Genomic DNA, 13,699 nt, shown 5'->3' with positions numbered 1-13,699 from the left:
GAGGTTGTCGCAATGAGTGCCTACAGTCGATTAAAGTTTGCTTTATCAGATTTTCTGATTGGCAAGAAGAAATTTAACCAGAAGAAAGCTAAATATCGTCGTTTTAATTTAATCTTTTTGACGACAGCTTTAGTTCCCTTAATTTCAGTTGGGATTTTTAATGTCGCTGTCGATCCTTATGGGATTTATAATAGCCCTACTTTTAATCAATTTAACCAGTTAAAACCCGAAAAATGGAAACACCAGAGGTTATTTAAAGCCATCGCAATTACGCGCATCAAACCCGTTACAATTTTTTTGGGATCTTCAAGAATGAATCTCGGCTTGAATCCTGCTTATTCGGCACTCGATGACAAGCAACCTGCCTACAATCTCGGACTTAATGGCGCTAATACTTATGAAACGCTACGCTACTTACAACATGCGATAGAGAATCAAAAAGACCTTAAGTTAGTCATTCTGGGTCTCGATTTTATTATGTTCAACCAGGAGCTAGGAAATCAACCGGGGTTTGATGAAGGAAGGTTAGAAAAACAGGCAATAACTTCTCAAGATTTTATTAACACGACTTTCTCATTAGATACTTTATCTTTGAGCGAAAAGACTATTGAAGCTAACAGAACTAATTCAGATCGCGATATTTATTATCCTAACGGTTTCATGCGCCTTCAGCGAGGAGACAAAGATAAAAACTTAACAGAATTTAAAAAATCGATCGCGGTTTATTTCAATGTCCACAGCAACTATAAGCTCTCGCAACAATACTTAGATGATTTAAGAGAAATTGTCAATCTGTGCCGAGAACGCGGCATTACTTTAATCGGTTTTATCTCTCCTGTTCATGTTACTCAATCGGAGGCAATTTATGCTGCCGGACAATGGCAAATTTTAGAGCAATGGAAGCGAGAAGTTGTCAAAATTTTGCCCGTCTGGGATTTTTCTGACTATAACAGCATCACGACAGAACCAGTCAGCGAGAAGATGAAAAATTATATTGATAGTTCCCATTATAAAGAAGCGATTGGAAATTTAGTTCTCGATCGCATTCTATCTTACAAAAAAGGTGAGGTACCTAAAGATTTTGGAGCCTACCTTACACCAGACAATATAGAGTCTCATTTAGCAAAAATTCGAGCCAATCGAGAAAAGTGGGTAAAAGTTAATCCCAATGATGCTGAATTAGTCAAAATAATTAAGCAGGAACGAGAAATCAAGAAAACTAAATAAACTTGTGGAGAATATTTAGTAAGTTTTATTTTACGCAGAGACGAAGAGGCACGGGGAATAATGTCTGAACTATTTAAAGTTAAAGGAGATCGACTAAAAATAGCTGCCTATAGTCTAATTTGCTTGGCACTAGCTTTTGGTTTTTTCAGTCGTTTAGTTGCTGTTTTTAGGTATATAACTTTCTTTTATCCAGATCAGGTTAGAGACGCTGAAGTTTATATGAGCATGTGGCAGGGAAAGCTGCCAACTTTAGGACCTGGTGCTTCTGTAGGCGGATATAAATTACTGCCACTCTATTATTATCTTGTTTTTCCTTCTACTATTTTGGGAGTCGATCCAGTTTTTCAAGTTTTGCCTAATGCCTTACTATCTTTTCTGTCGATTCCCCTACTTATGTATTTCGTTTATCAACTGTTAGAAAAGACTGAGAATTCAAAACGATTGTTTTTAGCAGCGCTAGCTGGTTTTTGGTATAGCTTACTTTTTGTTGAAATTTTTATTAATACCTATCATTGGAATCCAGGTCCGATTCCTTTCTTTATGCTTTGCTTTCTGTTGCTATACAAATGGCAGTTAGAAGCAAAACTTCCTCATTCAGCTCAAGTTGGTCTTTGGATATTATATGGAATTGTTTTAGCTATTTTAGTTAGTTTGCATTCAACGACACTATTTGTTATGCCAGTGGCGTTTATTGCTAGCTGTATTTTGTTTATTTCAAGAAATCGTAAAAATCCTAAGAAATGTTTGCTCCCACTATTATCTGTTGCTGCGGCGATTGTCTCTTTAGCGCCTTATTGGAGAGGCGAATTGAGTCGCAATTGGACTAATACTAAAGGGATTCTAACTAAAATTACCAGTGCTAGCGCAGAAGCAGGCAATCGCAATATTTTAGAAAGAATCGGCAAGGCATTTCAAACTTTTATCGAACTTGCCCAGCAAGCTTACTTTTTAGGATTTTCTGGGTGGCGAACTGCTATATCTATTGCTTTCTTTTCGCTTTTATTAGTTTTGGCATTTCTGACCTATAAAAAATACAAAGGAAACTCGACTATTACTCTTTTTCTAGCATTTACTTGGCTAGTTTATCTTTATGCTGCTTCCAATTTCTGGGGATTATCTGTCATTCACAACAAATTTATTATTTTGTTTGCTCCAATCCTGATAACGGTTGTCGCTTTAGATTCTTTAGACTTTTCTAGTTTATTGAATAAAATTGCGATCGCTATACTAACTTTATTGATTTTGTTGTCTATAATTCTAAATCTTAATTTTAATACTAAGTTGTTTGCTTCTAAGTATGGAGCGGATAGAGCGATATCGACTGCCGATATTGTTGAGATATTCGAGCAAATACCAGCTAAATCAACGGTTTGCGACCTAAAAGCAGAAGAAAAATGGCAGTTATTCAATATTTCCTATTCCTACAAATATCTAGATAAGTATATTTCTAAAAGAGACTTGAAATTTGTGAAAAACTGTCAGCCAGGAAACTATGCATTGCAACCCAAAAATGAAATCATTCAAGCCATTGAAATTTCTTGGCCCATGTTTACTCGCTTAAAAAATGAACAACTTAAAGAGAATTACCGTCTGTTTTTGAAAACGCCAGCAGCATATGTTTATGTTGTCGAGTAGAGCGATTTTTGGCAATCTTACACGGAAATCTATTAGATTAAATTAATTATGGGTAAAATTTTAAGAGTACCAGTAAGAGCGATCGCATTTCCACTACTAGCTCTTATTTGTATATCTTGCGCTTTTAGTTTGTTGGTAATTAAAGATTTCTTTCATCCAATCTTCTCTGAAGATATTGATGTAAATATTTGGGAATATACAGGATTTTACTTCGCTAAAAATCTTAGTTTTATTCCTTTTCCTCATCTCGATTTTACTAACAATCAGGTATTTTATCCCTATGGAACAAATAGTGTATTTCAAGCTTGGGGAATTGAGCGTGATATTTTCTCTTCTATTTTTTCCTCATTGTTTGGTATTGGACCTTGGTTACAGCTCTATTATCTTTTAACTATATTAATAACAGCGATTGGAGCTTGTACTCTCTTAGTTCGAAATTATGGTTTAGCTCGTGCCAGCGGAGTCGGACTTCTCGTTTCATTTTCTAATTTTTACGCCATTTACAAGTTTCCACGTCACCTCAACATGTCTATAGTCCACTGGACTACCCTCAGTTTTATAGCCGACTTTCTGATTGTAAAAAGGATTGTTTTGAACCAACATGTCTCTCTAAGACTCATTCTTATCAGAGCTTGTTTGCTTGTGCTGTCATTGGGTCAAGATTTAGGATATGTAGCTGGTTTTGCCCTAATGTCTTTCACGGTTTCTGTTCTGTTTATTGCTGCACTATTAACTTACAGATATTTCAAAGGTTATTTTAATTTAACCGGGCTACTTTCAAATTTTATAGCAACTTATAAAAAAGATTTTTTGGCTCATACCCGTATTTCTATAGCTTTGCTCGGTATAGGCATTATTGTTGCATATATTTACCTACCGTTAGCTTTTCAGATTGCTACAGAGGCTAGGAGTTTAAACTTTAACTATGCAGAAGCTAGAGACACAGCAGCGAACATTTTCGAGCTAAATAGGAAATATCAACCACCTACAGGGTGGTGGACTAGCGCCTACAGGTTGCTGATTCCATTTTTACCAGGCTTGAATCCAGGATTACCTTGGAAAAAAGTTTTTAGGGATGCGCCAGAAGATTTATTTGCAGGAAGTCCTGGCTTGTTTTTACTCATTATAGGTTTTTTCGGTTTATGCCAAGCTCGTAAACGAATTGCTATTTTTATCCCTCTATTAATAATTTTTTTCCTTTGTATTTTCTATCATCCAGAATATTTCCCAACTCTCAAGAGGTTTTCCTTACTGATTATAGGAATTATAAGTTTATGGCTAGTCCGCAAACGGATGGCTTTCTTTTTACCCTTATTGTTCGTCGTACTTGGCTTACTTTTCTATAACGAAGTATATTTTCCAACCCTAAAAATATTTCCTTGGTTCTCATTTAATCGCGTTCCAAGTCGTAGCACTATAATATATCCAGTGATTTTGTCTCTATTTGCTCTAGAAATTAACCTTAATAAGCTTATTTCTCGCAGACAAGTGCTATCAATATTTTTAGTGGCTTTAATATGTATTGAAACTTACACTGCCTACTCCTTCAAATTAGACTATAAACCTTACTCATTTGAAAAAAACTTTTTTAATTACATGAATTATGTAAAAGAACAACCAGGGGAAGCAGTTTTAGATTGGCCATTTTGTGTAATAGGAGGTAATACTGTAGGTAATGAATCTGGTTTGTGTCCGTACTGGAGATTTAATGGCGGAATCTATGCACTCAGAAGGTTTCACGAGAAAAAAGTAATGGGTCAATATTTTGGTCGCTTGCATCCCTCTCAAATTGAGCCATACGTTCGAGCTGGATGGGGTCAATTATTATTACCCGACCAGCCCGATAAACACGGTCAAGCAAAACGTCAAAAACGCTGTTTTCGACGGGAAGAATGGTCGTTTTTTACAGATTTTTATATCTTGAACGACTTTGCTGGCATAAATCTTTACGTAGATCTATTACCAGAAGATTGCGTCGCCGAGTTTTACACGCGCTTTGGTAAACCTGCAATAGAAACATTGGTTCCTGGAGGGGGGCGCATTAAGTTTATTCCGAAACCTCCAGCATTAAGGCGCAAAGTTAACTTGGCTAGGGGTGCTAATCTTCGGCTTCAAACTTATATCAAAAAATAAGGTTATAGATTGATGAGAGCTAAAGATATTTTAGAACTTCCACAATCGACCTGCCAAAGGAAATTCAAAAGGCAAAGAGATTTTCTGGGGTTTATTATTGCTATCCTATTAATCCTTGGCGTTTTTTTTCGATTTACCAACCTCGATACCAAAGTTTATTGGGGAGATGAAACGGTTACTTCGCTGCGAATTTCTGGTCATACCCTAGCAGAATTGAAACAGCTAGCATTTCGAGGTGAGGAGATAACTGTAGCCCAAATGCAGCAATATCAGTATCCCAATCCAGAAAAAAACGTTCTCGATACGATTAAAGGATTAGCAGCAGAAGAACCTCAACACCCACCACTCTATTTTGTCCTGGCAAAAATTTGGGTACAATTATTTGGTAACTCAGTCACAGTAACGAGAAGTTTTTCTGCTGTCATTAGTTTGCTGGCGTTTCCTTGCGTTTATTGGCTAACCCAAGAATTATTTAAATTTCCTCTGACTGGGTGGATTGCCGTTGCACTGATGGCTATCTCTCCATTTCACCTATTGTACGCACAAGAAGCGCGATCGAATAGTTTGTGGACGTTAACGATTCTGTTCTCTAGTGCAGCTTTATTGCGTGCGAGGCGACTACAAACAAACGCTAGTTGGCGCTTATACGCACTGACGCTAATTATAGGATTTTATACTTTTGCTTTGTCTGGAGCCATTGCGATCGCGCATGGAATTTACCTTTTTATTAACGAAGGATTTAAACTAACAAAAATCGTCAGAAATTATCTAATTTCTCTAGCCGTTAGCCTACTTCTTTTTTCCCCTTGGATTGTTGCAGTTTTAACCAATTTTTCAGAAGCGAATGCGACAACAAATTGGACGGCGATGCAAGTCCCTCTAAAATCTTTAGTAAAAAACTGGCTCCTCAATCTCAGCCGTCCTTTCGTCGATTTTAATTACAACTTTGTTACTCAAAATTTATTGATGTATGCAGTTATTTTCCTCTTAGTTATTCTGGTAGGATATTCGATTTATTTTCTATGTCGCCATACCCAACCGCGTGTTTGGTTATTTGTCCTGACTTTGATAGGGGGGACGGCATTTATCTTAATTGTGCCCGACTTGGTTTCTGGCGGAATACGCTCTAGCGTGGCGAGATACGCGATCCCCTGTTTTTTAGGCATTCAAATTGCCGTCGCTTATCTGCTGGCTTTTCAAATTACCTCCATCGCTACCAGTCCATGGCAACAACAGTTATGGCGAATTGCTACAGTCGTTCTGATTTCCGGCGGGATTGTCTCCTGTGCGGTTAGTTCTCAAGCACGAGTTTGGTGGAATAAATACAATGCTGCGACGCTTCCCCAAGTAGTAAGCGTCGTGAATCAGTCTTCCAATCCAATTTTTGTTACATCTTGGCATGGTTTGATGGCTTTTAGTCATGCATTTCATCCTCAAGTCAGACTTCAGCCTTTGGAGAGGCAACCGATCTCTCTCCAAGAGGAAGGAAATCGCGGGAGCGAGATCTTTGTTTATGAATCTTCCAAGGCTTTAAAGGCTTTAATGGAGACAAAACCAGGCTACCGAATCGATCGCGTTTACGAATGGAAAAAACAAATTGAACCCGTCTATGAAATTAAAACTACGCTTTGGAAACTAACAAAATAAAAAGATTTGCGAGGTGCTGGCATATGTCCCCAGACTTAGAAAACGTAGTACTCTCTGTGGTAGTTCCTTGTTACAACGAGGAAGAAAATATTCATTATCTATTCGAGCGATTGACCTCCGCCCTCGATCGCCTTAACCTCAAGTATGAGATTATCTGCGTCAATGATGGCAGCAGGGACGATACCCTAAAATACCTAGTCGAATACCATCGTCGCAATCCGGCTATCAAGGTGGTTAACTTATCCCGTAACTTCGGGAAGGAAATCGCGCTCTCGGCAGGAATCGATTATGCTTCTGGTCAAGCCGTCGTGCCTATCGATGCCGATCTCCAAGATCCGCCGGAATTTATCGAGCAACTGCTAGAAAAATGGCACGAAGGCTACGATGTAGTTTATGGCGTGCGTCGCTCCCGCCAAGGCGAAAGCTGGCTCAAACGCTCTACAGCTGGAGCATTCTATCGCGTTATCTCTGGGATGACTCACATCCAAATTCCAAAAGATACGGGCGATTTTCGCTTGCTCGACCGACGAGTGGTAGAAGCACTCAAGCTTTTGCCGGAAAGACGGCGTTTTATGAAGGGATTGTTTGCTTGGGTGGGATTCAAACAAACTGCTATCGAATACGATCGCGATCCCCGCTATCAAGGCACGACAAAGTGGAATTACTGGAAACTCTGGAACTTTGCCCTAGAAGGGATTACCTCCTTTAGCTTTGTCCCGCTTAAGGTTTGGAGCTATATCGGAGTGTTCGTTTCCCTGATATCTTTTGTCTATGCCAGCTTTTTAGTGATTCGTACCCTGATTTTGGGGATAGATGTGCCCGGTTATGCGTCAATCATGGTAGCCGTACTATTTCTTGGCGGAGTTCAACTCATTAGTCTGGGTTTTATCGGCGAATATCTCGGTCGCGTCTACGATGAAGTTAAGCAGCGCCCGCTATACTTAGTGCGAGACTGCTATGGCTTCAATAAAAAGTAGGAGAGATAGGGGAGTTGGGGGCAAGAAGACAGGGAGACAAGGGAGAGTGGGGAGAAAACCAACCACTAACTAATAACTAATTACTGATAACTGATAACTGAAATAAGGTGTGAGGATGAGTTATTCTAGATCGTCAAATGGGATTAAAACGCCAGAGACTGTCTCTGCCTTTCCCGAAATATCAATAGTCGTTCCCATCTATAACGAGGTAGAAAGTTTATCTCACCTCATCGATGCGATCGCAACTACCCTAGAACGAGATCGACTCGATTATGAAATTATCTGCGTCGATGATGGCTCTACTGACGGTTCGACCGAGATATTGCGCCAGTTAGCTCGAAATCGTAGCGATCTAAGAGCAGTTCTTTTACGCCGCAACTATGGACAAACGCCAGCGATGGCGGCGGGATTTCAATATGCTAGGGGTCAAGTCATCGTTACCCTCGACGGCGATTTGCAAAACGATCCGACCGATATTCCCAAACTCATCGCTAAATTAGATGAAGGATACGATCTCGTCAGCGGCTGGCGCAAGCAGAGGCAGGACGATGCCCTCACGCGACTGCTTCCTTCTAAGGTGGCCAACTGGCTGATCGGACGAGTGACTGGGGTAAAATTACACGACTATGGGTGTTCCTTAAAAGCTTATCGGACAGAATTAGTTGCCGATATGAACCTCTACGGGGAGTTACATCGCTTTCTGCCTGCCCTAGCATACATTGAAGGCGCGAGGATTGCGGAATTGCCTGTCTCTCACCACGCCCGTCGTTACGGAAAAAGTAAATACGGTTTGGGACGGACGTTTCGAGTTGTCATGGATTTGCTGACTATTTATTTTATTAAAAAATTCCTCACTAAACCCATGCACGGATTTGGACTGTTAGGTCTGATTTCGATAGTTTTAGGAACTGTGTTAGGGGGATATCTTACTTTCCTCAAACTCGGCTTGGGACAAAGCATCGGCAATCGACCCTTGCTGATTTTAGCAGTTCTTCTCTTTTTGACGGGCGTACAGTTATTTAGCTTCGGGCTGTTGGCAGAATTGGTCATGCGGACTTACCATGAATCTCAGAAGCGACCGATCTATCGAGTGCGCGAGGTAGTTGAATAGCGATCGGGGACTTCTCTGAGGGAAGAGGGCGGAGGGCGGAGAACACAGGAGTGTGAGGGACGGGGAGACTGAGAGACGGGGAACTTGGGGACAAGGGAGAAAATTAACCACTAACTACTAACGACTAACCAATCCTTTCATCCGCCGTTCTCCTTGAAGAGGTTCAAGGAGCGTGCGGCGGCTTCGCCAAAATCCAAAATCCTTTCATCGAATGACAAATGACCAAAATTTGGGAACTAGATTTTTATTCGCGTCCGATTTTAGATGAAAACAACAAGAAGCTCTGGGAAGTTTTAATTTGCGAAACTCCTACCGATTCTAAACAATCGTTCGATTCTTTGTTTAAATACTCGCAATTTTGCTCCAATCAGAGCGTCAATTCTCTCTGGTTGCAGCAAGAAATTGAAAAGGCGATCGCACAAGCGGGCGTTGCCCCCAAAAAAATCCGCTTTTTTCGCCGTCAAATGAATAATATGATCGTCAAAGCCTGCGAAGATTTGGGAATTCCACCCGCTCCCAGCCGCCGCACCTACGCCCTCGAACGGTGGCTGTCGCAGCGCTTGGATGAATTTTACCCAAACCAACCCGGATACGATGCAGCAGCTGCCAAATCGGCTTCCGTTCAGTATCCCCCTTTGAATGCTACTCCCTTACCCGATGCCGTTAGAGGCGATAAAGGCGATAAATGGGCATTCGTTTCGTTAGAGGCTTCAGCCTTCGAGGAGATGAATGAGTGGGATATTGCTTTTGGAGAGGCGTTTCCCCTCTCGCTGACTGGCATGACTCCCGACACGAAAATTCCAGGGTTGATTATTTTCTCGTCTAGGGCGCTGCCTTTGGCGGGTTGGATGTCGGGGTTAGAATTGGCTTTTCTCAAGTTTGAAGGCGGATCTCGACCGATAGTTCGTTTAGAGACGGGGGCTAGCGATAGTTGGATTTTAGCAAGCCTAACCGATCCCAAAATGCTGGCAGAAGCCAAAGGATTTGAGGAAGCTAAACAGAAGGCGCAACAAGTTCATTTTCTGGCAATTCAATCGAATCCAGAATCGCAATCGTTTGCAGGATTTTGGTTGTTGAAGGAAGAGAAATTTTGAGCGATCGCATTACTTGTCTTGCTCGCGATCGAGGGGGCAAGAGAAATGAGGGATAATTTGAGCACAATTTTTAGTAAAATCTGCTATCCACTTTGCCGTCAATTTTTCCATCAATTTTGTTTCTATCGATCCCACATGCTCTATTAATGCTCCTGTAAAAATTATTTCACCATTGCGAGCGATCTCGAAGCCTTTTAGCCAGTCTAAATTTGGTTTTGAGTCGTGTAAATATTTTGTTGCTAATTTATTTCCTAAGTAATACTTCGCAGATTTATAGACAACATTTAGTTGCCTTAAGATTTTTTCTATAGTGATTTGCTGTTCTGAGAAAAGATCTAAATTATAAGTTGTTTTATCTTTTAATAAATTTAGATCGAATTCCGCTCCGAATTCAGTATTGTTATCATAATAAATTCTAGTCCACAAAGCTTCGTGAAGATTGGCACCGCTCAAGCGAGCGCCGCTTAAGTCGGCTTCATCTAATTCTGCGTCCCTTAAATTAGCTCCAATCAAGCAAGCTTTTTGTAAGTTAGCTCCCCTTAGATTGGCTGCGCTCAAATTAGCATCTGTAAGATTAGCTCTTTCTAAATAAGCTCCTTTTAGGTTGGCGCAACTTAAGTTAACATCTTTTAAATTAGCGTAACTTAGATCGGACTCTTCTAAATTGGTATGACTTAGATCGACTCTCTCTAAGTAAACCATTTTTAAATCCATGTTTTTGAAGTCTTTTTGCCCTTCACTAAGTTTCTTCCTAATCTCAAAACCTAGGCTGATACTCATAATGCACCTTTTGCATATCAGTTGCACTATTCTAATCTAATGATTTACTTGTAGACTGGGAGTGTCAATCTAGACCCTCCAATTTAACAGAAGGATTTTCCTAAGTGTACCCATGAAGAGCCACTGCGGATACATCATCGATAGGATTTTTGATTCCAACTGCTAGATAGCCGCTAAATCATCGATTTTTAGAAGCTGGTGGACGGATTTGAACCCTCGACCGCCCGCTTACAAGGCGGGTGCTCTACCACTGAGCTACACCAGCAGATACCATAGTTTAGAATAGCATATCAGTTGCCACAATCGAGGACTCAGGAGCCAGAAGTCAGAATGCACAAAGACAACTGGTCACTGGTCACTGATAACTGGTAACTGTTATGCCATCCGACTTTCTATCGCCCAACGCGCTAACTCCGTCCGATTCTTGAGATTGGTTTTGTTGAGCATGTTGGATACGTGGCTTTCAATCGTTCTCTGACTGACGTTCAGCTTTTCGGCAATATCCTTATTTGCCATTCCTTGGGCTAACAACTGAACGACTCTCAACTCGGTGGGGGTCAACTCCACATTTTGAGGCACCTGAATTTTCGATCCCTCGTTTGTTTTGGCTGTATTTTGCTTCATCAAGCGCTTGGCTTGCTTGAGAGATGATTCTACCTGGGCTACGAGTTCTTCCGGTTCAAAAGGCTTCACCATATACACGTCAGCCCCCGTGTTGAGTCCCTTAACGCGGTCTTGACTTTGACCTTTGGCTGAAAGGAACATAAAAGGAATCCAACTGGTGCGGGAATCTTGTCTGACCTTTTCTACCAAGGCATAGCCATCCATCTCTGGCATCATTACATCGCAAATAATCATGTCAGGAGTTTGGTTTTCCAAAATTTCTAAGGCTTCCCGACCGTTTTCGGCTGTTATAACCTCATAGCCTTGAAACTCTAAATAATCTTTGACCAACAAAATTAGATTGGGGTCGTCGTCAACTAGCAGCAGTTTCTTACTATCTTTATGGGAGTTGTCTTTCATGGGCGATACTTGACTATGCCAGTTTGAATTCACGGATTTAGTAGTGGGATCGCTATTTTTTTATCCATTTATCGGCTATGAGCTAAAAGCACGTTAGCCCATCGGCTCGATTTATTCGCTAACTTTTATGTTAATTTAATCTGAGATATTTGAGACTTTAATCTGCATTAAAGTTTTTTACCTATCTCTAGTAGCAGCGTTTTAAACGCGATCGACTTTATTGCTATCGGCTTCCACCACTATTGTCGTTTCTGGTAAAGGATGAGTCAGAAAGGCGTATTCCTCGACTACCTTATTGCTAATCAAATGTTCTTGGATAATTCGTTCGATGACTTCTGGGGTAGCATGACGATACCACACGCCATCAGGATAAACTAACAGGATAGGTCCTGCGGTACACACGCGCAAACAATTGGCTTTGGTACGGAAAATGCAACTGGGATTAGCTTCTGTCGGTTTATCGAGTCCTAGTTCTTGCAGGCGGCGTTTTAAATAGTCCCATGCTTCTAAACCCGCTTCTTTCGAGCAGCATTTTGGTTTAGTTTGATCGGCACAAATAAAAATATGTCGCTGAATTTGTTTGAGTCCAAGATTTTTCACGCTTTCGGTTAAGTTTTTTCTAATTACTTCTAGCGCAATATTTTGTTCTTCTGGACTAGACTGCATGACAGTTGTTCGATCGCTCATACTTTCAGAATCTATTATTTTCACTTAAATTCAAGCCCGAATCCCATTGTAATCATATATTTATGAAAATTAAACTGATATTTGGGGGACAAGAAATTGATTTCTTGATGCAATCGAGTCAGAAGGAAATTCCCCTGAAAGAAAGGTACGAGCAGCTAAATTTATTTAAACTTAGAAAATAGAGAAAACAAAAAGGTTATTGTTGGCTTCAAAGTACAACTATAGCAATTCTAAATCAGGTAGGAGCCTTTCTATAGGTACTCGTAAAGCGTACTCCTTTGTTGATAGGAACGATCGATAGATTGAATGGCGTTCTGTAAGGTTTCTACCTCCATGCACGTGCCTCCCTGCGCCCCTGCCATGGTGGTAATGTGTTCCTCCATCAACGTCCCGCCAATGTCGTTACAGCCGCATTTAAGAGCTTCTATAGCGCCTTCTAAACCTAGTTTGACCCAACTTGGTTGATGGTTGGCAATCCAATTACCGAGAAAGATACGAGCGACTGCGGTTAGCAGTAAAGTATCTTCTAGAATGGGTTGATCGCGTCCGACTCGATTTCGTAGAGGTTTGGGTGCTTCTTGACCGACGAAAGGTAAGAGAATAAATTCTGTAATCTTAGCGGGGTATCCTTTTTCGATCGCATTTTGTTGTAGCGATCGCAATTTTTGTAAGTGGGCGATCGCATCTTCTGGGGTTTCAATATGCCCGCATAGCATGGTACTGGTGGTTGGAACTCCCAGACGATGGGCGATCCTAATAATTTCTAGCCAGGTAGCGGTATCGATTTTTTCGGGGCAAATCACTCGTCTGACGCTATCGCTGAGAACTTCGGCGGCAGTTCCCGGCATCGAACCTACGCCCGCATCTCGTAGGGCGATAATAACATCTTCGTAGCTAATCCCGTCTTCTCTGGCGATAAATTGTACTTCCTGGGGAGAAAATGCATGGAGATGGAGTTGGGGAAATTCTGCTTTGATGGCTTCTACCAATCGCAAATAATAAGGCAAGGAAGCGCCATCTAGTTTCGCCTTGGGATTTAAGCCTCCCTGCATGCAGATTTCTGTCGCGTTCCGTCGGACAGCATCGGCTGTTTTCTCCAAAATTTGGCTAGTATTTAACCAGAATGCCCCTTCTTCTCCTTCGTCGCGGCGAAAGGCACAAAAGCTGCAATGCTGCTCGCAGATGTTAGTAAAGTTTATATTACGATTGATGACGTAGGTAACGGTATCGCCTGCTTGTTTCTGACGTAGGTCATCGGCTGTCTTACAGATCTCAGCGATCGCTTCTGGTTCCTTTTGCCCCAGGAGAACAACTCCTTCTGTTTCTGATAAGTCAGCACCGCTTTTTGCTCGTTCTAAAATAGCTTTAACAGCTTCCATTTTGCG

Annotated in this window: 11 protein-coding genes and 1 tRNA gene; 7 read left to right on the top strand and 5 right to left on the bottom strand. The window is 41.1% G+C overall.

Annotation, left to right across the window (positions count from 1 at the left end):
* Positions 1–12: 12 nt before the first annotated feature.
* From PLE7327_RS19465 to PLE7327_RS19435, 7 genes are all read left to right on the top strand, one after another.
* The gene (locus PLE7327_RS19465) at positions 13–1,227 is read left to right on the top strand and encodes a hypothetical protein (protein WP_015145485.1); all 1,215 of its coding nucleotides are present in this window, start codon (positions 13–15) and stop codon (positions 1,225–1,227) included.
* A gap of 60 nt (positions 1,228–1,287) precedes the next feature.
* A complete protein-coding gene (locus PLE7327_RS19460; protein WP_015145484.1) occupies positions 1,288–2,862 on the top strand; it encodes a hypothetical protein in 1,575 nt (524 codons plus the stop codon).
* 48 nt (positions 2,863–2,910) lie between these two features.
* Entirely contained in the window at positions 2,911–4,995 is a 2,085-nt protein-coding gene (locus PLE7327_RS19455) for a hypothetical protein (RefSeq protein WP_015145483.1), read from the top strand.
* A gap of 12 nt (positions 4,996–5,007) precedes the next feature.
* Entirely contained in the window at positions 5,008–6,642 is a 1,635-nt protein-coding gene (locus tag PLE7327_RS19450) for a glycosyltransferase family 39 protein (RefSeq protein ID WP_015145482.1), read from the top strand.
* Between the two features lie 23 nt (positions 6,643–6,665).
* Positions 6,666–7,619 (top strand): glycosyltransferase family 2 protein, encoded by a 954-nt coding sequence (locus PLE7327_RS19445; protein WP_015145481.1) that lies wholly within the window; start codon positions 6,666–6,668, stop codon positions 7,617–7,619.
* A 115-nt stretch (positions 7,620–7,734) separates the two neighbouring features.
* Complete coding sequence (locus PLE7327_RS19440; RefSeq protein ID WP_015145480.1) at positions 7,735–8,730, top strand: glycosyltransferase family 2 protein; 996 nt, start codon at positions 7,735–7,737, stop codon at positions 8,728–8,730.
* Positions 8,731–8,948: 218 nt separating this feature from the next.
* Positions 8,949–9,824, top strand: a complete 876-nt coding sequence (locus PLE7327_RS19435) for a Tab2/Atab2 family RNA-binding protein (protein WP_015145479.1) — start codon at positions 8,949–8,951, stop codon at positions 9,822–9,824.
* A 9-nt stretch (positions 9,825–9,833) separates the two neighbouring features.
* Here the strand turns inward: PLE7327_RS19435 and PLE7327_RS19430 are convergent, their stop codons facing one another.
* The 5 genes from PLE7327_RS19430 to cofH all read right to left on the bottom strand — a co-directional run bounded on the left by PLE7327_RS19430 (position 9,834) and on the right by cofH (position 13,693).
* Positions 9,834–10,604 carry a pentapeptide repeat-containing protein gene (locus tag PLE7327_RS19430; protein ID WP_015145478.1) on the bottom strand — a complete coding sequence of 257 codons (771 nt, stop codon included), beginning with the start codon at positions 10,602–10,604 and terminating at the stop codon, positions 9,834–9,836.
* A gap of 193 nt (positions 10,605–10,797) precedes the next feature.
* Positions 10,798–10,869 (bottom strand) — tRNA-Thr (locus PLE7327_RS19425).
* A 110-nt stretch (positions 10,870–10,979) separates the two neighbouring features.
* Complete coding sequence (locus tag PLE7327_RS19420) at positions 10,980–11,627, bottom strand: response regulator transcription factor (protein WP_015145477.1); 648 nt, start codon at positions 11,625–11,627, stop codon at positions 10,980–10,982.
* 201 nt (positions 11,628–11,828) lie between these two features.
* Positions 11,829–12,293 carry a ferredoxin gene (locus PLE7327_RS19415; RefSeq protein WP_015145476.1) on the bottom strand — a complete coding sequence of 155 codons (465 nt, stop codon included), beginning with the start codon at positions 12,291–12,293 and terminating at the stop codon, positions 11,829–11,831.
* A 272-nt stretch (positions 12,294–12,565) separates the two neighbouring features.
* Positions 12,566–13,693 (bottom strand): 7,8-didemethyl-8-hydroxy-5-deazariboflavin synthase subunit CofH, encoded by a 1,128-nt coding sequence (gene cofH / locus PLE7327_RS19410; RefSeq protein WP_015145475.1) that lies wholly within the window; start codon positions 13,691–13,693, stop codon positions 12,566–12,568.
* Positions 13,694–13,699: the final 6 nt, after the last annotated feature.

The organism is Pleurocapsa sp. PCC 7327 (assembly GCF_000317025.1).
Lineage (GTDB): Bacteria > Cyanobacteriota > Cyanobacteriia > Cyanobacteriales > Microcystaceae > Hydrococcus.
This window is presented reverse-complemented; position numbering and strand designations above follow the sequence as displayed.